This window comes from Novosphingobium olei (assembly GCF_037076535.1).
Classification (GTDB): Bacteria; Pseudomonadota; Alphaproteobacteria; order Sphingomonadales; family Sphingomonadaceae; genus Novosphingobium; species Novosphingobium olei.
In genome coordinates this window covers 1467773-1489507 of the sequence record NZ_AP029021.1, presented here as the reverse complement: position 1 = coordinate 1489507, position 21735 = coordinate 1467773, and the positions used below count along the sequence as shown (strand labels likewise).

Annotated in this window: 16 protein-coding genes; 6 read left to right on the top strand and 10 right to left on the bottom strand. The window is 65.1% G+C overall.

Annotation, left to right across the window (positions count from 1 at the left end):
* Positions 1-936 carry a UDP-2,3-diacylglucosamine diphosphatase gene (locus AACH40_RS07120; RefSeq protein WP_338645116.1) on the top strand — a complete coding sequence of 312 codons (936 nt, stop codon included), beginning with the start codon at positions 1-3 and terminating at the stop codon, positions 934-936.
* Entirely contained in the window at positions 933-2000 is a 1068-nt protein-coding gene (locus tag AACH40_RS07115) for a glycosyltransferase family 1 protein (protein ID WP_338645114.1), read from the top strand. Before AACH40_RS07120 ends, AACH40_RS07115 begins: the two co-directional genes overlap by 4 nt.
* 148 nt (positions 2001-2148) lie before the next feature.
* Here AACH40_RS07115 and AACH40_RS07110 read toward each other — a convergent pair whose 3' ends face one another.
* The 9 genes from AACH40_RS07110 to AACH40_RS07070 all read right to left on the bottom strand — a co-directional run bounded on the left by AACH40_RS07110 (position 2149) and on the right by AACH40_RS07070 (position 15865).
* Complete coding sequence (locus AACH40_RS07110; protein WP_169494111.1) at positions 2149-2958, bottom strand: outer membrane protein assembly factor BamD; 810 nt, start codon at positions 2956-2958, stop codon at positions 2149-2151.
* Between the two features lie 77 nt (positions 2959-3035).
* The gene (locus tag AACH40_RS07105) at positions 3036-3482 is read right to left on the bottom strand and encodes an RrF2 family transcriptional regulator (RefSeq protein WP_169494110.1); all 447 of its coding nucleotides are present in this window, start codon (positions 3480-3482) and stop codon (positions 3036-3038) included.
* A gap of 81 nt (positions 3483-3563) precedes the next feature.
* Entirely contained in the window at positions 3564-4856 is a 1293-nt protein-coding gene (locus AACH40_RS07100; RefSeq protein ID WP_338645110.1) for a sugar MFS transporter, read from the bottom strand.
* Positions 4857-4955: 99 nt separating this feature from the next.
* Positions 4956-5909 carry an alpha/beta hydrolase gene (locus tag AACH40_RS07095; protein ID WP_338114911.1) on the bottom strand — a complete coding sequence of 318 codons (954 nt, stop codon included), beginning with the start codon at positions 5907-5909 and terminating at the stop codon, positions 4956-4958.
* A gap of 8 nt (positions 5910-5917) precedes the next feature.
* Entirely contained in the window at positions 5918-7981 is a 2064-nt protein-coding gene (locus AACH40_RS07090; protein ID WP_422394888.1) for a glycoside hydrolase family 97 protein, read from the bottom strand.
* 1 nt (position 7982) lies between these two features.
* Positions 7983-9626, bottom strand: a complete 1644-nt coding sequence (locus AACH40_RS07085) for an alpha-amylase family glycosyl hydrolase (protein ID WP_338645108.1) — start codon at positions 9624-9626, stop codon at positions 7983-7985.
* A complete protein-coding gene (locus AACH40_RS07080; protein ID WP_338645106.1) occupies positions 9623-11455 on the bottom strand; it encodes an alpha-amylase family glycosyl hydrolase in 1833 nt (610 codons plus the stop codon). Before AACH40_RS07080 ends, AACH40_RS07085 begins: the two co-directional genes overlap by 4 nt.
* Complete coding sequence (locus AACH40_RS07075; protein ID WP_338645955.1) at positions 11452-12930, bottom strand: tryptophan halogenase family protein; 1479 nt, start codon at positions 12928-12930, stop codon at positions 11452-11454. The genes AACH40_RS07080 and AACH40_RS07075 overlap by 4 nt, the downstream gene beginning before the upstream one ends.
* A 139-nt stretch (positions 12931-13069) precedes the next feature.
* On the bottom strand, positions 13070-15865 hold the full coding sequence (locus tag AACH40_RS07070) for a TonB-dependent receptor (RefSeq protein ID WP_169494106.1): 2796 nt from the start codon (positions 15863-15865) through the stop codon (positions 13070-13072).
* Positions 15866-16118: 253 nt separating this feature from the next.
* Here AACH40_RS07070 and AACH40_RS07065 point away from each other — a divergent pair, with 253 nt between their 5' ends.
* Both AACH40_RS07065 and AACH40_RS07060 read left to right on the top strand, forming a co-directional pair.
* Positions 16119-17153 (top strand): LacI family DNA-binding transcriptional regulator, encoded by a 1035-nt coding sequence (locus tag AACH40_RS07065; RefSeq protein WP_169494105.1) that lies wholly within the window; start codon positions 16119-16121, stop codon positions 17151-17153.
* 148 nt (positions 17154-17301) lie between these two features.
* Entirely contained in the window at positions 17302-18789 is a 1488-nt protein-coding gene (locus tag AACH40_RS07060; RefSeq protein ID WP_338645103.1) for an MFS transporter, read from the top strand.
* A 2-nt stretch (positions 18790-18791) separates the two neighbouring features.
* Here AACH40_RS07060 and AACH40_RS07055 read toward each other — a convergent pair whose 3' ends face one another.
* On the bottom strand, positions 18792-19100 hold the full coding sequence (locus AACH40_RS07055) for an HNH endonuclease (RefSeq protein WP_338645101.1): 309 nt from the start codon (positions 19098-19100) through the stop codon (positions 18792-18794).
* 115 nt (positions 19101-19215) lie between these two features.
* Here AACH40_RS07055 and AACH40_RS07050 point away from each other — a divergent pair, with 115 nt between their 5' ends.
* Both AACH40_RS07050 and AACH40_RS07045 read left to right on the top strand, forming a co-directional pair.
* Positions 19216-20766 carry a CpaF family protein gene (locus AACH40_RS07050; protein ID WP_169494102.1) on the top strand — a complete coding sequence of 517 codons (1551 nt, stop codon included), beginning with the start codon at positions 19216-19218 and terminating at the stop codon, positions 20764-20766.
* A gap of 54 nt (positions 20767-20820) precedes the next feature.
* Positions 20821-21717, top strand: coding sequence for a DMT family transporter (locus AACH40_RS07045; RefSeq protein ID WP_338645099.1), 897 nt, complete (start codon positions 20821-20823; stop codon positions 21715-21717).
* Positions 21718-21735 lie beyond the last annotated feature (18 nt).

Sequence of the window (21735 nt, the reverse complement as noted above, 5' to 3'; positions counted from 1 at the left end):
ATGCCGACCCAAGCCGCCCCTCGCGCCAAGGCCGCCCGCAAAGGCCTTCCCTCCGTTGCGCAGCTCGCCACCTCCATCCCCGCGTGGCTCGATCATCCAGAACCGGTGAGCTTCCGCCCCAAGCGCAAGCTGCGCACGGTGTGGATTTCCGACCTTCACCTGGGCACGCGCGGCTGCAACGCGCCGATGCTGCTCGACTTTCTCAGCCAGATCGAGTGCGAAACGCTCTATCTGGTGGGAGACATCGTCGACGGCTGGCGCCTGTCCAAGGGCTGGTACTGGCCCGATGCGCACAACGAAGTGGTTCGCCGGGTGCTGAAGATGGCACATCGCGGCACGCGCGTGGTCCTGATCGCGGGCAACCACGACGAAATGCTGCGCCCTTATGCCGGCATGAGCTTCGGCGGTGTGGAACTGGCGCTCGACACCATCCACGAAACCGCCGACGGCCGCCGCCTGCTGGTGACGCACGGCGACGGGTTCGATGGCGTGGTGCTCTATGCCCGCTGGCTCGCGTTCCTGGGCGACAAGGCCTACGAAGTGCTGCTGCGGTCGAACCGCTGGGTCAACGCGGTGCGCCGCCAGTTCAAGCTGCCGTACTGGTCGCTGTCGGCCTACATGAAGAAGCGCGTCAAGAACGCCGTCCAGTTCGTCTGCGATTTCGAGGAAGCCGTGGCGCACGCCGCGCGCGATCTCGGCGTCGACGGCGTGGTGTGCGGCCATATCCACTGCGCCGAAATCCGCGAGATCGGCGGTGTGACCTACTACAACGACGGTGACTGGGTCGAAAGCTGCACCGCGCTGGTCGAAGATTTTATGGGCGCGATGAGCATCGTCGATTGGGCGGAAGAAACCCGCAAGGCCCACGCCTCGCGCGCGGCCATGCCCGCCGTCGCCACGGTTCCACAGGACCAGGAGGAAAGGCAGCCGGCATGAGGATCGCGATCTGTACCGACGCGTGGGCGCCGCAAGTCAACGGCGTGGTTCGCACGCTGGCGACGACCGTCGACCGGCTGATCCGGCGCGGGCACGAAGTCGAGCTGGTTACCCCGAGCCAGTTCTTCACCCTGCCCCTGCCCGGCTACAGCGAGATCCGCCTGGCCATGGCGCCGCGCTTCGGCACGCGCCGGACGCTGGGCGATTTCGCGCCCGACATTGTCCACATCGCCACCGAAGGCCCGATCGGCTGGAGCGCGCGCGGCTGGTGCAAGGCGAACCAGGTGCCGTTCACCTCGGCCTTTCACACCCGTTTCCCCGATTACGCCGCCGTGCGCACCGGGATCGATGCCGCGCATTTCTGGCCGCTGATGCGCCGGTTCCACAGCGCGAGCCATGCCGTGCTGGTGTCGACGCCGACGCTGGCGGCCGAGCTTGCCACCCACGGCATCGGCCATGCCCAACTGTGGACGCGCGGGATCGACGGGGATCTGTTCCGCCCCGATCATGAAGCCTTGCCCGAATACGCCGACCTGCCGCGACCGATCATGCTCAATGTGGGTCGCGTGGCAGTGGAGAAGAACCTGGCAGCGTTCCTCGAAGCGCCGGTGGAAGGAACGAAGGTGGTCGTGGGTGACGGCCCCGACCTTGCCATGCTGCGCGCGCGCTATCCGCATGTGCGGTTCCTCGGCTCGATGTCGGGCAAACGGCTGGCGCAGGCCTATGCCGGTGCCGACGTGTTCGTGTTCCCGAGCCGGACGGATACCTTCGGCCTCGTGATGATCGAGGCGCTGGCCTGCGGCGTGCCCGTCGCCGGCTTCCCGGTCGCCGGGCCGCTCGACATCGTCGGCGCTACCGGCCGGGGCGCGGCAGGCGATCTGCCGATGACGGTCGGCGCGCTCGATGAGGATCTGGCCATCGCCATCGCCAAGGCGCTGCGTTGCGACCGCAGGGGCGCGGCGGTCCATGGGGCAAGCTACAACTGGGATCGCGCGACCGACCAGTTCCTGACCGCGCTGACCGCCGCCGCCACGCGGACCCTGGCCGAGCCCGTCGCGGCATAGCTCTGCACTACTCTACCTGCCCGTCCGACCCCCGAGAGCCGATCCGGGACGGGCACACTGAAAAGGGGCCGCGCCATTGCGGCCCGGCCCCTTTCTTTTTGTTTCGAGCCCAGTGGCTGCGACAGCCGCCATAGCCGCATGCAGACGATCAGGACGCGGTCGTGCCGGGCGCCTTGTCGTTCATCAGCTTGTACGCCCGCGCATACCATTCGCTACCAGGGTAGTTGTTCGCCAGCACGGCGGCCGCCTTCTGCGCTTCTTCCGGTATGCCGAGCGCGAGGTAGGTTTCGACCAGGCGATACAGCGCCTCGGGCGTGTGGCTGGTGGGCTGGTACTTGTCGACCACGGTGCGGAAGCGCAGCGAACCGGCCAGCCACTTGCCGCTGCGTTCGTAGAAGCGGCCGATCTCCATTTCCTTGCCCGCGAGGTGATCGTTGACGAGGTCGATCTTGAGGCGGGCGTCGGTTGCGTACTGCGTGGACGGATAACGGCGGACGACTTCGTTTAGCGCTGTCAGCGCCTGGCTGGTGATCTTCTGGTCGCGCGTCACGTCGCTGATCTGCTCGTAATAGCACAGCGCGATCAGGTAATAGGCGTAAGGCGCGTCCTTGTTGCCCGGATGGATCGAGAGGAAGCGCTGCGCCGACTGCACCGCCTTGGGATAATCACGCCCGGCGTAATAGCTGAACGCGCTCATCAGCTGGGCGCGGCGGGCCCAGGGCGAATAGGGATGCTGGCGTTCGACTTCGTCGAACAGCGCGGCAGCCTGCTTCGGGTTGCCGCGATCCAGGCGGTCCTTGGCGGCGGCGTAGAGCGTGTCGACGTCGCGCGCGACATAGGCGACGTCCTTCTTCGCCTTGGCTCCCCCGGCGCACCCCGCGGTCAGGCCGATAGCGGCGGTGGCAGTCGCAAGAAGGGCGAGCCGCACGGGCGTGCGGAGCGAAGCAGCAAGGGTCATGGCCCAGCGCTATAGCCAGCCGCCAGATGAACGCCAAGTGAAGTTAACCGAACTATCCGGCAAAAGCGCGCCGTCGCTCAGGCGGTTGCTTCGGCGTCCTCGAACGGGGGCACCACAGGGATCGCGTCGGCCAGCGTCATGCGGTCGAGCATCGCCGCCATTTCGTCGCGCAGCTGCAGCATCAGCCCGCGCAGACGGCATTCGGATTCGGGCAGGCAGTTGGCGCAGGTTTCGTGCGCGTTGCGGCTCGCGCACGGGACAAGCGCGAGGCTGCCCCGGGTCAGGCGGATGATGTCGCCGTAACGGATGTCGACCGGCGGCAAGGCCAGTTCATAACCGCCGTCCCGACCGCGCTGGGAGATAACCACGCCTTCGCGCGCCATCTCCGACAGGATCACGGTCAGGAACTTGCGCGGAATGTTCTGCGCTTCGGCAATGGCGTCCAGCCGCACCGGCCCCTGTCCGAAACTGTCGGCGAGGTGTTGCAGCGCGCGGATGGTGTATCGCGTCTTCTGCGAAAGCATGGGACGAAATTGGCCACCCGCGCCCGAAAGTCAACGCTTACGGTAGATTTATACGCTGCTCATACGAAAATGGATCGGTCCTCAGGCCTCCGCACCAGCCGGACGGCGGGCGTAAAGGCCAAATCCGCCGATGACGGCATAACAGACCGCCGGCAACACGAGCGCCGTGGCCAGGTGGCCCGAAACGTCGGCAATAGTTCCGGTCAGCAGCGGCACGACCGCGCCGCCGAAGATCGCGATGTTGATCAGGCCCGATCCGTCCGCGGCGCGGCGGCCAAGGCCTTCGCTGGCAAGGGTGAAGATCGTGGGGAACATGATCGAATTGGCAAGGCCGACCAGCAGCAGGCTCCAGGCCGCGACATGGCCGCCACTCGCAGCCGAGATCGCGATCAGGGCGATCGCGGCCACGGCGTTGAAGGCCAGCACCTTGCCGGGATTGATCTTGGCGAGGATGGCGGAGCCGAAGAACCGGCCCACGAGCGCACCGCCCCAGTAATAGGGAATGTAATGCCCGGCAGCCTCTGCCGTGATCGCAAGGACGTGCGGCTGCTGGAAGTAGTTGACGATCAACGAGCCGATCGAGACCTCCGCACCGACATAGAGGAAGATGCACGCGGCGCCGAAGGCAAAGCGCGGACGGCGCAGCAGATCGAAGCTGGCGAGCAGCGATCCCGCCTCATGCTTTTCCCCCTTGAGCCGATTGCGGTTCATCCACACCACGCCGGCAACGAGCGCCAGCGCCACGGCGAGCGCGATGTAGGTGCGCACCACGGTCTGCGTTTCGGCGACGCGGTAGGCATCGAGCGCCGGGCCGGAAAGGTCCGCCGCGCTGACCTTGGCAAGGCTGCCGAGGATCAGGCTGGCGCCGACCGCAGGAAAGACCACGGTGCCGAGCGAGTTGAACGCCTGCGCGAAAGTAAGCCGGCTGCTGGCCGTCTTCGCCGGCCCGAGCAGCGTGATCAGCGGGTTGGTGACAACCTGCACCACCACCACGCCGCTGGCCAGCACGAACAGGGCGAACAGGAACAAGGGATATGTCGCGCTCTGCGATGCGGGGATGAACAGCAGACATCCCGCCATCATCGTCAGCAGCCCGACCGTTGCGCCCCGCATGTATCCCACGCGCTTGACCAGCGCCGCCCCGGGGATGCCGATCAGGAGGTAGGCGGTAAAGAAGCAGAACTGAACCAGCATCGCCTGGGTGTAGTTGAGCGTGAACAGCTCCTTCAGCTTCGGGATGATCACGTCATTGAGCGAGGTGATGCCGCCGAAGATGAAGAACAATGCCATCACGAACAGGCGCAGTTCGGGTGCGTCGACGTGATCGGAATCGCCGTTCCCGGCATTCGGCTGCGCGGCAGGGGCTAGCGCCATGGCTTCAGTTCTCTCCTTGATCGCGAAGGCTGGCCCCCCGCAAATTGTACCACGCTGTCATGCCGCATTCCTGCGGTTTGTCCATGGCGAAACTTCGGCTCACGGCGCGATTTCCACGCTTTTCGCGTCGGACGGATCGCGCAGCAGCCAGCGCAGCACCTCGGGCAGGCGCGACGCCCAGGCGTTCTCGTCGTGTGCCTCGCCTGGGAAGACTTCACTTCGAAAGTCCACGTTTCGACGCCAGCCTGCGCCGGTGAAGGCTTCGTCGATGCGCTGCTGGTAGGGGGCGTAGTATGCATCAAGCGTGGCATCGCCATGATCCATCCAGATCCGCCGCCCATCCGGGGCGCCGAGATGCGCGCCGAAATACTGCGTCCAGACCGAGGCAGCCTGTGGATCATGGCCGGAGACCGTCGAAGGGTCTGCAGCCGGCCAGTGCGAACTCATGCACGCCGCACGACCGAAGGTTTCGGGATGTTCGACGATGGCATAGCAGCTCATCAGTCCACCCATGCTCGAGCCGATCGCTGCCGTGTGATCACGGTCGGCAAGCGTGCGGAACCGGGAATCGACCCAAGGCTTGAGCACGCCAACGATCCAGCCGAGGTAGCGGTCCGACACGACCGGCCCCCGCGCCATCGCGTCCATCCTTGTCCGTAGCGCTGGTGGAGCCGCATCGTAGGCGGGCCTAGGCAAGTATTCGCGGAAGCGGTCGGCGCCGGGTGCCCAGATGCCGACGATGATATAGGGCGCAATGCCTTGGCGCGTCACCTGCTCCATCGCGCGGTCGGCCGCCCAGATCTTGTTGAAATTCGAGTTGGCAAGATCGAACAGGTTGTGCCCGTCCTGCATGTAGATCACCCCGAACCGGCGGCCGCGCATCGCCGGCGCATCGTAGCCCGGTGGCAACCAGATCGTAAGGCGCTGGGGCGGAAGGCCTTGCGCCGCGATCTCGCGATACTCGAGCTTGCGGCCCGCACTGGCCCGCGCCTCGGTGAACGCGGGTGCCGCGAGCGCGGCGAGCGTTGCGAGAATACCGAGGAACGCGCGCACGGAATGGATCACTTGCCGGGGTGAAGCCGGATGGCCGCACCGCCGCCGGGGGCGAGCCACAGCTTGACCACGTCGCCGTTGCGCAGCGTGCGCGTTTCATAGGCAATGCGATGGCGGGGGTCGGTTTCGTAGGTGGCCCCTTCCCCATCCTTGTAGATCGTGGCGGTGTAGGTCTTGCCCGGATCGAGGAAATCCATCGCCAGCGTCACGTCGCGCGCGGTCGCGTCGTTGACACCGCCGACGTACCAGTCCGCGCTGTTGCGATCCTTGCGCGCGAAGATGGCGTGGGTACCGACTTCACCGGCGATGAGGTGGCTTTCCGACCAATCGGCCGGCACCTTGGAGATGAAATCCAGCTCCTTGGGGTACTTCGCCAGATTCTCGATGAAGTCCGCCGCCATCTGGATCGGCGAATAGATCGCCAGGTACAGCCCGAGCTGTTTGGCGAGCGTGGACGCAAGCGGCACGTGGTTTGCGCCTTCGAGGCTGAGCACCCCGGGGGTGAAGTCCATCGGTCCCGACAGCATGCGCGTGTAGACGAGCGTCGGCTCATGGCTCGGCCCGTTCGCGAACTGCCCCCAGGCGTTGTATTCCATGCCGCGCGCGCCTTCGCGGTCGATCCAGTTGGGATAAGTGCGGCGCAGGCCCGTGTCCTTGACGGGTTCGTGCGCATCGATGGCGACCTGGTACCTTGCTGCCGTTTCCACGACCTTGAGGTGATGTTGCACCTGGCGCTGGCCATCGTGGTATTCCATGCGCGTCTCGCCCGGCGCATCGCCAGGTGCGATGATGCCGCCGGCATCGGCGACGTATCCGGTCTTGACCGAATGCATGCCGAGCGACTGGTACAGCTTCATCGCATCGTCGAGCTGGGCTTCGTAGTTGGCGATGTTGCCGCCAGTCTCGTTGTGGCCGATCAGCTGGACACCCTTCTTCGCGCCATAGGCGGTGACGGCCTTCAGGTCGAAATCGGGGACCGCCTCGGTAAAGCTGAAGTCCTGCCCGTGGCCGAACCAGTTGCCATTCCACCCCTTGTCCCAGCCTTCGACGAGCACCCCGCCGAAGCCGTGCTTCGCGGCAAAGTCCATGTACTGCTTGGTCCGGGCGGTGGTGGCGCCGTGCCTTGGACCTTCGGCCCAGGTCCAGTCCCCGCGGATCATGCCCCACCAGATGCCGATGTACTTCATCGGCTTGAACCACGACACGTCGCCGATCTTGTTCGGCTCGTTGAGATTGAGCTCGAGATCGTTTTCCACCAGCCCGGCGGCGTTGTCGGCGATGCGGATCGTGCGCCAGGGCGTGTTGAACGGCAGATCGCGGGTAACGCGCGCACCGTGTGACGAGGGCGATAGCGTGGCGCGGAAGGTGGTGCCGGTGATCCGCTTCAACCACATGCCCGAATAATCGACCAGCGCCGCTTCGTGCAGCGCAAGGTGCGTGCCATCGTCGAGCTTCATGGTGATCGGCGTGTGCGCGGTAGAGACCCCGTCGATCGGCGTCTTCTGGTAGACCTGCTCGTAGCGGTTCCATTCGCCGCCGGGGATCCACCATGCGGTACCGTTCTGCGCGACGGCGAACTCGGTGATCTCGTCAGCGATGCGCATGGTCTTCAAGCCCGCCTGTTCGGGCATTTCGTAGCGGAAGCCGAAACCGTTATCGAACAGGCGGAAGCGCACGTTCATGTCGCGCCCGCCCCAGTCGGCGCTCTGATGGAAGCGCACGAGCAGTTCGGTGTGATTGTCGGTGACGAACCGGCGTTCGCCCCACGGCTGCTCCCATGTCTCCTTGGCTGCCCCCGGCGTGCTGCCGACCAGGGCGAAGCCGCGCTGCAGCGATGTCGCATCGGTCAGGATGAAGCCGAGCTTCGAAGCGCCCACCAGCAGCTTGCTCTTGCGCGTCAGGCTGTAGGTCGGGCGTCCATCGTTGTCGGTGGTGACGGTCAGCACGATCGACCCATCGGGCGATGCGGCGGTCGCGCTCGCCGGCTCGGCTTGCGCCGCGGCGTTGCCCGTCGACAGGGCGCAGGACATCGCCAGCGCCAGCGGCGCTGCGAGGGCAGCAGTGATGCGCATTTTAGATCCTCTCTTCGACCAGCAGCGCGGCAAATGCCGGCAACTGCTCCAGCGTTGCGCCATTGACCGACGCCAATTCGTTTCCGCCCCCGGTCAACCCGGCAGGAACGGCGCGGGGCTGCGCGCCCATATTGAACACGCCGACAAGCGACTGCTCGCCATATTTGCGCCGCACCGCGAGCACCGCGTCGTCTGCATGGACCACGGTGAAATCGCCCCAGCGCAGCGCCGGGTTCGCGCGCCGCAGATGCAGCAGCCGCGTCGTCAAATTGAGCAGCGAGGCAGGGTCGGCCTCCTGCCGATCGACCGCGCGCGACAAGTTGCCACTGCCCACCGGAAGCCACGGCGTGGCGGTGGTGAAGCCGCCATGTTCGTCCTGGCTCATCCACGGCAGCGGCGTGCGGGCTCCGTCGCGCGACAGGGTCAGCGGCCAGTTGGCGATCGCTTCGGGATCCTGCAGCAGCTCGAACGGGATCTCGACCTGATCGAGGCCCAGTTCTTCGCCCTGGTAGACGATGATGTTGCCGCGCAACGTGGCGAACAGCAGAGCTTTCATCCGGGCAAAGGCATCGACCGTTTCGTGGTTCGCCCAGCGGGAGACCGCACGCGGTGCATCGTGGTTCTCGAACGCCCAGCTCGGCCAGCCAAGGCCCGGCTCGTCGGGCCACTTGGCCAGCGCGTTCTTGACGAATTGCGGCGTGATCTTGTCGGCATAGAGGAAGTCGAAGCCGTAGGCGCTGTTGAGATGCGTTTCACCCGCGGTGAAGGCCTTCATCTCGGTTTCGGCAAGATCGCCGCCGACTTCAGCGACGGTGAACACCGCGCCATAGCTGTCGCACAGCTGGCGGATACGCTCGATGAAACCGACGATGCCCGGGTGCGACTGGTTGTAGATCTTGAGCTGGTAATCGAACGGACGGGTGCGGCGGCGGCCGTCCTCGGGCGCGGGCGGATTGTCGCGCAGTGCCGGATCGTGCATCAGGAAATTGAGCGCATCGATGCGGAAGCCATCGACGCCGCGATCCAGCCAGAACTTCATCACGTCGAGCAGCGCTTGCTGCACATCGGGATTGTGCGCATTCATCTGCGGCTGGCTGGCGAGGAAATTGTGCAGGTAATACTGGCACCGCCGCGCATCCCAGCGCCAGGCAGGTCCGCCGAACACCGACTGCCAGTTCGATGGCGGCGAACCATCGGGCTTGGGATCGGCCCAGACATACCAGTCGGCCTTGGGATTGTCCTTCGACTGGCGGCTTTCGACAAACCACGGGTGCTGGTCGGACGTGTGCGCGTAGACTTGGTCGATCGTGACCTTCAGTCCCAGTTCGTGCGCACGCGCGACCAGTGCATCGAAGTCTGCCAACGTGCCAAAGATCGGATCGACATCGCAGTAATCCGCAACGTCATAGCCGAAATCGTCCATCGGCGACTTGAAGAACGGCGAGATCCAGATCGCATCCGCGCCGAGCCGGGCGACATGTTCGAGGCGCGCGGTGATGCCGGGAAGGTCGCCGATGCCGTCGCCGTTGGAATCCGCGAAGCTGCGGGGATAGATCTGGTAGATCGCCGCGCCGCGCCACCACGGCTGCTCGACGGGCGGCTGGTCGGTCACGGCGATGAAATCCTGGGATGCGGGCTGCTTCATGTACCTGGCTTGTCCGGGGAGGGATCGGAATGGGCACGGCAGACGACGCTGCCGAAAGCGGGGAGTTCGAGCACGACCGATCCGGGCGCGGCGACGTGCGCCGGGCACTGGCCAAACAGGCTCTCGAGGCCCGTTGCCGCGGTTCCGATCGTCGTTGCCACGTGGATCGGCTGGTCGCTGGTGTTGAAGGCGACGAGATATTCGGCGCCCGAGACGGGATCGAAGCGGGATACCGCGAACAGCCCCGGCGTCTCGCTGTAACTGCGGGTTTCCTGCCTGCCGCTGACGAGCGCGGGATGCGCGGCGCGAAGCCGGCCCAGCTCACCGATCAGCTTGTAGAGCGGATGATCGGGCGCGAAGCTTTCCTGCGCCGTCGTGCGCGTGCTGCCAAGCAGGTGATTGTCGTTGTAGCTTGCGACCTTCGAGGCAAACATGTCCTCGCGCGCATCCTGATCGTTGCCATCGCCGACGAAGCCCTGCTCGTCGCCGTAGTAGATCACCGGGGAGCCACGCAGCGTCATCAGCATCACGTGCCCCAGGGCGACGCGGTCAAGCAACTCCTTATCCGCGATGCCGGGACGATCGGCACGGACCAGCGTGGAAAAGCGGCCCATGTCGTGGTTGCCAAGGAAGGTCGGCATGGCCAGCGCGGCTTTCTCGCCACCTTCGTAAAGCACATCGCCATCGAACATTTCGGCGAGGACCTTGGTCCCCTTGCCTTGGCCGAGCACCGCGCGAACCGCCCCCTGAAAGGCGAAGTCGAGCACGGCCGGATAGCCATCGCGCCGGGTATATTGGGCGATGTAGCCGTTGTCCGGACTTTCATGCGCCACTTCCCCGAAGATGTGGAAGTTCGGTATGCCGCGCTTGCGCGCAACGTCCTGCATTGCGGGGATAAAGGCGCGCCAGAAGCCGGGATCGACATGGCGTGCGGTATCGATGCGGAAGCCATCGACGCCGAAGTCCTCGATCCACTTCGCGTAGATCGCGATCATCCCGTCGCGCACGACCGGGCTTTCGGTGAACAGGTCGTCCAGCCCGACGAAATCGCCGAAGCGGCTGCTCTCGCCGGTGAAAGTCGAATTGCCGCGGTTGTGGTAGTGGATCGGGTTGTTGAGCCAGTCGGGAACCTTGGCGTGTTCCTCGCCCCTGGGCACATAGGGCGTGTAGGCGAACGACGGATCGGTCAGCTTCGCGAAGTTGGCCTTTGTGGAATCACCATCACCGGCAAAACCCGGGTTGATCGCAGCACCCGCCAGTCCGCCACGGCGCGAATAAGGATAATCCGCGCGCGAGCGGTACGGATAGCCCTCCGTCGTCGCTTCGCGGTACTGGATCACGTCCGCCGTGTGGTTGGCGATGATGTCCATGTAGACCTTCATGCCGCGCGCATGCGCCGCATCGACCAACGCCTTGAAATCGGCATTTGTGCCAAAGTGGGGATCCACGCGGGTAAAATCGGTGATCCAGTAGCCATGATAGCCTGCGCTTTCCTGGCCTTTCGGCCCCTGCACCGGCTTGTTCTTGAAGATCGGCCCCACCCACAGCGCCGTCGCGCCAAGGCCCTGGATATAGTCCAGCCGCTTGACGAGGCCCTTAAGATCGCCCCCGTGGTAGAAGCCCTTCGCTGCGGGATCGAACCCGGTGACGAGCCTGTCGCCTTTCAGCCCGCCGCGATCGTTCTTCGGATCGGCGTTCTCGAACCGGTCTGGCAGCACGAAGTAGACGGTCTCGCCCGCCGGGGTGCGCTCCCGGTAGCCTTGCGCCTGAGCGGAGGGAGGAGCCGCCGCAAGGATGACCGGGAGCGCGAGGGAAAACAGACGCTTCATGCCGCAGCCATCGTCATGGCAGGTGCCGCGCAGTTGCGGGCGATATAGTCGGCATGGCTTGGATAGCGGCTCGCCTCGCGCTGGTAGAGCGCGTTGATCGTGTCGAGCCAGGCCTTCAGGTCATTGACATCGAGCGCCTCGGCCATGCCGTGGCTGCGCGCGGGCACGATCCCCTGCCCCGCCATCACCTGAAACCAGGCGACTTCGCTGAACAGTTCGTCGGCATCGCGGAAGATGTGCCCGCCTTCGCGGAACAACGCGATGCGATCGGCCAGCGTGCCGGGCAATTCCATCTCGCGGCAGGCGCGCCAGAACGGCTCGTCGCGCTCGTTCAAGGTATAGTGGAGCACGATGAAGTCGCGGATGCGTTCCATCTCGAAAGCGAACTGGCGATTGTATTCATCGCGCTCGGCCTGGGCGGTGACCTTGCCCGGCATGAATTTGAGAATGCGCGAAATCGCCGACTGGATCAGGTGGATCGAGGTCGATTCCAACGGTTCGAGGAAACCGCTCGACAGCCCCACGGCAATCACGTTGTTCTTCCAGACCTCGCGCCTACGGCCCGTGACGAAACGGATCGGGCGCGGATCGTCGAGCGCCGGCGCATCGAGGTGCGCGAGCAGGCTTTCTGCCGCCGCGTCGTCGCTGATGAATGCGCTGCAATAGACCCGGCCGTTGCCGGTGCGGTGCTGTAGCGGAATGCGCCATTGCCAGCCCGCATCGTGCGCCGTGGAACGGGTGTAAGGCGTGAAATGCTCTACCCGCGCGCTGGGCACGGCTAGCGCCCGGTCGCACGGCAGCCAGTGGCTCCAGTCCTCGTAGGGCGAACCGAGCGCCTGGCCGATCAGCAGCGCGCGCATGCCCGAGCAATCGATGAACAGATCGCCCGAAACCGTTTCCCCCGAAGCGAGCCGCAACGCCGTGACGTCGCCGCTTTCGCCATCGCGCAGAACTTCGTCGATCATGCCCTCGATGCGCTGCACGCCACGCGCTTCGGCAAAATCGCGCAGGAAGCGGGCATAAAGGCCGGCATCGAAGTGGAAGGCGTGCGGCATTTCCGGCACCGTCGGCGCGGTCAGCGCCCTGCCCCGGTGCATCCGGTCCTGCTTCGCCACGATATCGTTGAGGCAGTAATCGTGCGTCGGCCCGGCTAGGCCCAGGCGGACCCCGCGCGACCAGACGTGGTGAAAGGCGCAAAGGCCCACGGCGCGGCCAACGTCGCCGAACGCGTGCATGTAGCTGTGACCCGGCTTTTTCCAGCCGGCGAATTCAATGCCGAGCTTGAAGGTAGCCTGCGTTGCCCGGATGAAGGCGTTCTCGTCGATCCCGAGCGCCTGGTTGAACATCCGGATCTGCGGGATGGTCGCCTCGCCGACACCGATCGTCCCGATGGTTTCGGATTCGACAAGGCGGATCTTGTACCCTTGCCCGGTGCTTCCTTCGTCGAGGAAATGGCCGAAAGCCGCCGCCGTCATCCATCCGGCGGTCCCGCCGCCGACGATGACTACTTCAACGGGCTGAACTTCGGCCACGGCAAATCTCCCCGGAACTTCGCTGGGTGTGGCCGGGCGGCGGTGTGCGGACACACCCCCGCCCGGCCGTGCGACCCGATCCTCAGAACTTGTAGCTGAGGCCGATGTAGTAGTCGCGTCCATAGCGCTGGTAGTCGATAACCTGGCGCGGATCGTCGTTCTGGTAGGTGATGAACGGACGGTCGGTCAGGTTCTTCGCCTGCACCAGGATCGACAGGCCGGCGAGCGGCGAGCCTTCCTGGAACTCATACCCGATCTGGGCATCGAGAATGCCTTCCGCCTTTGCCGTGCGGTAGGTCGGGTTGGCCGAAAGACCGGCGACTTCGGCGAGGAACTTCGAACGGTAACGGTACGAGGCGCGGACCTGGAAACCGTTCTTTTCGTAGTAGACCGAAGCGTTGGCGACCCAGTCCGACAGACCCGGCAGGGTGATCGGGTTGCCTGGGTTGCTGGCAAGCGTGATCTTGCTGCTGGTGTACGATCCCGAACCGAAGAAGCCGAAGCCATCCAGCGACGGGGTCAGCAGCGAGAAGGGCAGCGACAGCGTTGCTTCGAAGCCCTTGATGTTGCCCTTGCCGCCGTTGTTCGGCGCCTTGACCAGACCCAGCGTCGTGCCGAGCGCGGCCTGCTGTGCCGGCGAAAGCGACGAAGCAGCAGCAGCGAAGTCATAGACGAAGCTGGCGCTCGGATCGACGTAGTCGGTCAGACGCTTGTAGTAGCCTGCCAGCGAGACGTAGCCGCCCTTCGGGAAGTAATGCTCGAGCGAGGCATCGACGTTGAACGACTTGTACGGGCGCAGGCGCGAGTTGCCGCCGTTCGAGCTGAACACGCTGTTGGCCGGGTCGGTCGACCCGAGCTTCGACGGATCGATCCCGAATTCCTGATTCACGCGCTCCTGGTCGAGACGCGGGCGCACCATGGTCAGCGAGGTCGCGAGCTTGAGGTAGCTGGCGTCGGCCACTTCCACCGCCAGGTTCGCGCTGGGCAGGACGCGCCAGTACTTGTCGCCGCCCGAAGCCGGGATCACCGTGACCACGCCATTCGAGAAGTTCGAGATCGAGCCGTCCGAGCTCTGGTCGGTGTGGACGACCTGGACGCCGAAGCCGCCGGTCACCTTCTTGCCGCCGACATCACCGTCAAGCTTGATCATGGCATAGCCGGTCCAGACCTTCTCGGTGACCGAGTTGTCGCGAACCAGCGAGACCGGGCGGTTATCGTAAACGCCCTGCAGGCTGTTGTTGTACAGGTACAGCGGATCGAGCGCGAGCATCGACGGCACGCCGAGGTAACCCAGCGGAACCGAGCCGACGATGGCCTGCTGCGGGATCGCGGCGAACTGGGTCGTGCCGCTGGCAACGGTGCAGTCGGTGCCGGCGCCTGTCGGGCACAGGAAGTACGACTTGAACGCCGAGGTCTTCTTGCGACGGCTGTAGTTCGCGCCGACTTCCCAGCCGCTGATCACGCTGCTGCCTTCGAATTCGCCATCGAGGCTGGCGCGAAGGGCGAACAGGTCGTCCTTGAAGCTCGGGCGGTTGAGGAAGCCGGCCTGGACCACGGCCGTGGTGCCGTTGTAGCCCCAGCCACGCGGATCGGTGATGCCGAACAGCGAGGAATCGGCGTAGTTCAGCGTCGGGACGATGTCGAACGTACCGTTCTTGTTCGCCGAAATGTGCAGCGTGTCCGAAGCGCCGGTCGCGCCGTAGCCGGTGCCGGTGTAGGTTTCGAGCAGGAAGTCGGTGCGCTTGGCGTGGCTGTAGCTGGCATCCACGGTCAGGTGGGTCTTTTCACCGATCCCGATGACGTTGTTCCAGCCCACCGAGAAGTTGTCGGCATCACGCTTGTTGTAATCGTTGCGCTGAACCGCGTGGACGCCCGTGATCGTGGCGTCGGTGACGAGGCCATTGTCGACGGTGTAGCCCGGCTGCACGGTCGCACCCGAACCCCAGTCCGGCGCGATCGGGAATTCGATGCCGCGCAGGCGCTGCGTTTCCTTGAACTTCGAGTACAGCACGTCGAGCGTCGAGTGGAAGTTGTCGCTCGGCTGATATTCCAGCGTCGCCACCGCGCCATAGCGCTGCAGCTTGTTGGTCTGCACGTAAGGCTTCGCACCGCCAAGCAGCAGCGCACCGCCGGTCGCGGTCGAGTTGGGGAAGCCCCAAGCGTTGTAGCGCTCGTTCTGCGAAGGGGCGTCGGTCGCCGAAACGCCGATGGCGATGCCGAAGGTGTCGTCGGCGAACTTGTCGACATAGGCCGCCGAGGCGCGGTAGCCATAGCGGCTTCCATCGGGGTTCAGCTTCTTGATGCCGTTCATCTGGCCGCGCAGCTGCAGCGCGACGATGCGGTCCTGCTGTGCCAACGGGCGCAGCATGCGAAGATCGACGGTGCCGGCGATGCCAGCGGCGATCAGCGAAGGATCGGCGGCCTTGTGGACGACGACGTTCTTGAAGAACTCGCTCGGATACTGGTCGTATTCGACGCCGCGATTGTCGCCGACGGTGACCTGTTCGCGCCCGTTGAGCAGCGTGGTCGAGAAATCGGGACCGAGGCCGCGGATCGACAGGCGCTGGTCGCGACCTTCGAGACGCTGCGAGGTGACGCCGGGCAGACGCGCCAGCGAGTCGGCGATCGACACGTCGGGCAGCTTGCCGATGTCTTCGGCGGACACCGCTTCGACGATGGCGGGGCTGGTGCGCTTGATCGCGGCCGCCGCGTTGAGCGAGGCGCGGATGCCGGTGACGACGATGGCGCCGTCATCGGCCGGTGCGGCCGCGTCGGCCTGCGGTGCGGCCTGCGCGAAAGCCGGCGCGGCGACGAGCGCGACGCTGAGTGCAAGCAGCGATCCGCCGATGCGACCTGCAGTAATTGCGTGCTTATTCATGGTGCTGGTCTACTCCCCCAACCGGACTCCGCCGGCCTGAACCCTGTCGGCGCATGGCGCCATAGCGAAGGGGATGCGGCCATCGTGCCGCAGCGTTTCAGGTTCGCATCCTCTCCGAAATGCCAACTACGCCTGCAGGCTCGCGCCGCGAACATGGCATACGTATACCATCGAGCAATGGTTTGCTGCCGATCAACGTTGCAAGGTCCGAAACGGAGGTCTAATCTTTTGATCCATAAGGGGAGAGACGCAGATGGGGCGCCGTCCGTCTAACAAGCCGACAAGCTTCGACATCGCATACCTTGCGGGCGTCTCCCAGCCCACGGTCAGCCGTGCCCTGCGCGGCAGCAAGGCGGTCAGCCTCGCCACGCGCCAGAAGATCGAGGCGATCGCGCGCCAGCTCAACTACACCGTCGACAAGAACGCGTCCTCGTTGCGCTCGCAGCGATCGAACACCTTGGCGTTGCTGTTCTTCGAAGACCCGACGCCCGATGAATCGAACATCAATCCGTTCTTCCTGTCGATGCTCGGCTCGATCACCCGCCATTGCGCCGCGCGCGGGCTCGATCTGCTGATCTCGTTCCAGAAACTCGATGACGACTGGCACAAGAAATACCAGGAAAGCCACCGCGCCGACGGCCTGATCCTGCTCGGCTACGGCGACTACACGCTTTACGAAGCGCGCCTGCGTCAACTGATGCGCAGCGGTACGCATTTCGTACGCTGGGGGTCGGTCGACCAGGCGACGATCGGCGCAACCATCGGCAGCGACAACTTCGGGGCCGGCCGGCTGGTGGGCGAACACCTGCTCGCGCGTGGCCGCCGCGCCATCGCTTTCCTCGGCCAGGCGGATTCGCACTATCCCGAATTCGAACAGCGCTACGCCGGCCTTTTGCGCGCGATGCAGACCGCGGGGGTCAAGCCGGACCCGCAACTGGCCGTCGATGTCATCTCGTCCGAGGAGCTGGGCTACGAAGCGGCCAAAAAGCTGATCGCGCGCGGAAAACCGTTCGATGCGATCTTTGCGGCGAGCGATCTGATCGCGATCGGCGCCTTGCGCGCGCTGGGCGAAGCGGGCCTTTCGGTGCCGGGCGACGTCGCGCTGGTTGGTTTCGACGATCTGCCCGCAGCCAGCCACACCAGCCCCCCGCTCACCACCGTGATGCAGGACATGCGCCACGCCGGCGAAGCGCTGGTCGAAACCGTCCTGGCGCAGATCGAGGACCGTCCGCCGCCGCCTGCGGTCTTGCCCACCCGCCTAGTCGTTCGCGCCAGCAGCGGGGGCTGAATCCTTTCCAAAATCCGCGGATTTCCGCCATGCATCGGAATGGTATTCGTATGCAATGCGATTGCCGCCCGGTCCTGATCGTGCAATCCCCGCGTCAGAAAACGGGCACGCCGCGCTTGCTGCGCGCGATGTCCGGCCGGGAGACGCCATGACCACCGCCAGCGCCATCGTTCCTACCGCCAAGCCGCGCCAGAGCTTTGCGGGGCTGTGGAACATCAGCTTCGGCTTCTTCGGCATCCAGATCGCGTTCGGCCTGCAGAACGCCAACGTCAGCCGCATCTTCCAGTCGCTGGGCAGCAATGTTGACGACCTTGCGTTCCTGTGGATCGCGGGCCCGGTCACCGGCCTCTTGGTCCAGCCGCTGATCGGCCACTTCTCGGACCGGACCTGGGGCCGGTTCGGACGGCGCCGGCCCTATTTCATGGCGGGCGCGCTGCTGGCCGGGCTTGCGCTCGTCGGCCTGCCCTATGCAGGAGCGCTGCTGCTGGCTGCTGCATTCCTCTGGCTTCTCGATGCCTCGCTCAACGTATCGATGGAACCTTTTCGCGCATTTGTCGGAGACATGACGCCGCCCGAACAGCGCGCAAAAGGGTTCGCAATCCAGACCTGTTTCATCGGGGCGGGCGCGGTCATCGGCAGCCTCGCTCCAGCACTCTTCACCGCGATGGGCATTGCCAATACTGCGCCTGAAGGGGTGATCCCGCCGTCAGTCCGTGCGAGCTTCCTGCTCGGCGCGGCATCGATCGTGCTCGCCGTGGCGTGGACAGCGTTCACCACCCGCGAATACAGCCCTGACCAGATGGCCGCCTTCGAGGGCCGTGCGGCCGATGCGGACCATGCCGCCGAACCGCTGGTCTATCCGGCACGCGGTGCGCTTTGGGCGGTGGCCGGCGTCGCCCTGCTGGCGTTGGTGATCGCCGCTGGGCTCGACAAGCAGCTGCTCGTGCTGGGTGGCGGGATGGTCGCGTTCGGCCTCGCTCAGGTAATCTCCCGCGCGCGTCGCTCCACCGGGGCGGTCGCCCATATCATGAGCGACCTGGCCCAGATGCCGGCGCAGATGAAGCAGCTGGCGCTGGCGCAATTCTTCACATGGACCGCGCTGTTCGTGCTGTGGATCTACACCACGCCGGTGGTCACGCAGTATGTGTTCCATTCGACCGACACCACCAGCGCCGCATACAACGCGGGCGCGGACTGGGTTGGCGTGATGTTCGCCTTCTACAACGGCGTTGCCGCGCTTGCCGCGTTCCTGCTGCCAGTGATGGCCCGACGCATCGGCAACGTGAAAACGCACATGGTCTGCCTGACCGCAGGCGCCGTAGCTTTTGCGCTGATGCTTGTGATCCGCGACAAGACGCTGCTGCTCGTACCGATGGCGTTGGTGGGACTTGCCTGGGCCTCGATCCTCGGCATGCCCTACGTCATCCTCACCAGCGTGCTGCCGCCGCGCAAGTTCGGCATCTACATCGGGGTGTTCAACTTCTTCATCGTGCTGCCGCAGCTGCTGGTTGCGACGGTGATGGGTGAAGTCATCCGCAGCTTCTTCCCGACCGAGCCGGTCTGGACAATGCTGGTCGCCGCACTGGTCATGCTTGCCGCAGCACTCGCAACCCTGCGCATTCGCGAAGCGACCTGACCTCACTTCCGCCGCGCCGTCGGCGCATGAAAATCGGGGGGCTTGGAGGCGATCCAGCGCAGGAAAGGCTGGAGCTCCACCCTTCCCCTCAGCGCCAGCGCGTCATCGCCGAACCGCGCGAGTTCGGCATTGGTAAACGTTGCATGCAGCGTGCGATGGCAAATCGGGTGAACCGGTGCGGTCATCTTCCCGCCGCGGGACTTGGGCACCGGGTGGTGCCATTCCACCGTGCGGCCCAGCGGTCGCGTGCAAAGCCAGCAACTCTGCGCCCCGCCCGCCGCGCCTCGTCCGTTTTGCTCGCTCGTTGCCATCGAATCCATCCCGGTTAGGGAATCCTGAACCTTTCCAGCGTATTCACCATGTCACGATACCGACTGCTGACCAAAGGGCTGGCATGTCGGTCAAAGGGTACGGGAAACGGTTCTGATGAGCGCATTTGGTCGCAAGCCTGGCATCGGCGGCTCCGCAGCGGGGCGTCCCGCCTTCGGCGTCGCACGCCCGATGAAGGGTGGTGAAACGGCCTCGTCGCCGCAAAGCCTGCAGACGCCGGCGCCCCAGCAGGTGCCCCTTGGCGGCGGCGATCAGTTCCCGCCCCTTCCGCCGATGGATTTCGCCGACCAGCCGATGAGCGCCGCCGCGCTCAAGGCCGACGCGATGACGCGCCTCGCCGATCGCGCCAACGCGGTCGTCGACAACCAGTACCAGGCCGAAGGCTTCGAAGCCTCGGTCCACAAGATCAAGGAACAGGTGCTGCCGCGCCTGCTCGAACGCGTCGATCCCGAAGCCGCCGCCACGCTCACCAAGGAAGAACTGTCGGAAGAATTCCGCCCGATCATCATGGAAGTGCTGGCCGAGCTGAAGGTCACCCTCAACCGGCGCGAACAGTTCGCGCTGGAAAAGGTGCTGATCGACGAACTGCTCGGCTTCGGTCCGCTCGAAGAGCTGCTGAACGACCCCGACGTGTCGGATATCATGGTCAACGGGCCCGAGCAGACCTACATCGAAAAGAAGGGCAAGCTCCAACTCGCGCCGATCCGCTTCCGCGACGAAAGCCACCTGTTCCAGATTGCGCAGCGCATCGTCAACCAGGTCGGCCGCCGCGTCGACCAGACCACGCCGCTGGCCGACGCCCGCCTCAAGGACGGCAGCCGCGTCAACGTGATCGTGCCGCCGCTCTCGCTTCGCGGCACCGCCATCTCCATTCGTAAGTTCTCCGAAAAGCCGATCACGATCGACATGCTGCGTGATTTTGGTTCTATGAGCGACAAGATGGCGACGGCGCTGAAAATCGCCGGTGCGTGCCGCATGAACATCGTCATCTCGGGAGGTACCGGTTCGGGCAAGACCACGATGCTCAACGCCCTGTCGAAGATGATCGATCCGGGCGAGCGCGTGCTGACCATCGAAGACGCCGCCGAACTTCGCTTGCAGCAGCCGCACTGGCTGCCGCTCGAAACCCGCCCGCCGAACCTTGAAGGCCAAGGTGCGATCACCATTGGCGACCTCGTGAAGAACGCGCTGCGTATGCGTCCTGACCGTATCATCCTGGGCGAAATTCGTGGCGCGGAGTGCTTCGACCTGCTTGCCGCAATGAACACCGGCCACGATGGCTCGATGTGTACGCTCCACGCCAACAGCCCGCGTGAATGCCTGGGCCGTATGGAAAACATGATCCTGATGGGCGACATCAAGATCCCCAAGGAAGCCATCAGCCGCCAGATCGCGGAATCGGTCGACCTGATCGTGCAGGTCAAGCGCCTGCGCGACGGTTCGCGCCGCACCACCAACATCACCGAGGTGATCGGGATGGAAGGCGATGTGATCGTGACGCAGGAACTGTTCAAGTTCGAATACCTCGACGAAACCGACGACGGTAAGATCATCGGCGAATTCCGCCCGTCGGGCCTGCGCCCCTATACGCTGGAAAAGGCGCGGCAGTTCGGGTTCGACCAGGCTTATCTCGAAGCCTGCCTCTGACACCGCTGCATTAGGGCCTTGCGCACGGTCGCGCGGGGCCTAAGGCCTGCCCCCATGCCCGTTGCCCAACGCCCGATGCTCGCGCTTGCGCTGCGCCTGGCAGCCATGCTGATGCTCTCGGTGATGCTGCTTCTCGTCAAGATGACCGGGGAGCGCGGCGTATCCCTGCCCGAAACGATGTTCTGGCGGCAGGCGATACCGGCGCTGCTCCTCGCGATCTGGCTTGCCGGGAAAGGCCAGCTCGGCCGCCTGGCAACCAAGCGCCCCTGGATTCACGCCCGCCGCGCGGCGATCGGCACGACCGGCATGTTCATGACGCTGGGCGTGGTGCAGATCCTGCCGCTGGCCGAATCCACCGTGCTCGGCTTCACCGCGCCAATCTTCGCCGTGATCCTGTCGGCTGTGATGCTCAAGGAGCATGTCGGCCCATGGCGCTGGACCGCCGTCGCGCTCGGGCTGACCGGCGTGATCGTCATTGCCGGGCCTGACCGCGGCCATCTGCCCCTGTTCGGCCTTGCCGTCGGCATCGGCGCGGCCTTCTTCGTCGCGCTCGTCTCGATCCAGCTGCGCGATCTGGGGCGGACGGAGGAGCCGCTGACCGTGGTGTTCTGGTTCTCGGCGATGAGCGCGCCGGTGCTCGCGCTGTTCCTGCTGCGCACCGGCGTGCACCACGATGCGGTTCAATGGGCCATGCTCGCCGGGATTGGCGTTTCCGGCCTCTTCGCGCAGATCCTGATGACCGCCGCACTGCGCCTAGGCGCCGTGTCGAGCGTGATCGTGATGGATTACTCGCAATTCGGCTGGGCAACGCTGTGGGGCGCGGTGTTCTTCGGCAACCTGCCCCCCGCCACGACCTGGACCGGCGCGCCGCTGATCTGTGCCGCGGGCCTGATCATCGCTTGGCGCGAACATGCCCTGTCCAAGGAACGCGCCGCCCTGCTCAACGCATGAGCCCCGCCCTCGGCGCTG

Excerpts from the sequence above, each read along its gene's own strand:
- AACH40_RS07120 (WP_338645116.1), top strand. The coding sequence starts at position 1 with ATGCCGACCCAAGCCGCCCCTCGCGCCAAGGCCGCCCGCAAAGGCCTT.
- AACH40_RS07115 (WP_338645114.1), top strand. The coding sequence starts at position 933 with ATGAGGATCGCGATCTGTACCGACGCGTGGGCGCCGCAAGTCAACGGC.
- AACH40_RS07110 (WP_169494111.1), bottom strand. The coding sequence starts at position 2,958 with ATGACCCTTGCTGCTTCGCTCCGCACGCCCGTGCGGCTCGCCCTTCTT.
- AACH40_RS07105 (WP_169494110.1), bottom strand. The coding sequence starts at position 3,482 with ATGCTTTCGCAGAAGACGCGATACACCATCCGCGCGCTGCAACACCTC.
- AACH40_RS07100 (WP_338645110.1), bottom strand. The coding sequence starts at position 4,856 with ATGGCGCTAGCCCCTGCCGCGCAGCCGAATGCCGGGAACGGCGATTCC.
- AACH40_RS07090 (WP_422394888.1), bottom strand. The coding sequence starts at position 7,981 with ATGCGCATCACTGCTGCCCTCGCAGCGCCGCTGGCGCTGGCGATGTCC.
- AACH40_RS07085 (WP_338645108.1), bottom strand. The coding sequence starts at position 9,626 with ATGAAGCAGCCCGCATCCCAGGATTTCATCGCCGTGACCGACCAGCCG.
- AACH40_RS07080 (WP_338645106.1), bottom strand. The coding sequence starts at position 11,455 with ATGAAGCGTCTGTTTTCCCTCGCGCTCCCGGTCATCCTTGCGGCGGCT.
- AACH40_RS07075 (WP_338645955.1), bottom strand. The coding sequence starts at position 12,930 with ATGACGGCGGCGGCTTTCGGCCATTTCCTCGACGAAGGAAGCACCGGG.
- AACH40_RS07070 (WP_169494106.1), bottom strand. The coding sequence starts at position 15,865 with ATGAATAAGCACGCAATTACTGCAGGTCGCATCGGCGGATCGCTGCTT.
- AACH40_RS07065 (WP_169494105.1), top strand. The coding sequence starts at position 16,119 with ATGGGGCGCCGTCCGTCTAACAAGCCGACAAGCTTCGACATCGCATAC.
- AACH40_RS07060 (WP_338645103.1), top strand. The coding sequence starts at position 17,302 with ATGACCACCGCCAGCGCCATCGTTCCTACCGCCAAGCCGCGCCAGAGC.
- AACH40_RS07055 (WP_338645101.1), bottom strand. The coding sequence starts at position 19,100 with ATGGCAACGAGCGAGCAAAACGGACGAGGCGCGGCGGGCGGGGCGCAG.
- AACH40_RS07050 (WP_169494102.1), top strand. The coding sequence starts at position 19,216 with ATGAGCGCATTTGGTCGCAAGCCTGGCATCGGCGGCTCCGCAGCGGGG.
- AACH40_RS07045 (WP_338645099.1), top strand. The coding sequence starts at position 20,821 with ATGCCCGTTGCCCAACGCCCGATGCTCGCGCTTGCGCTGCGCCTGGCA.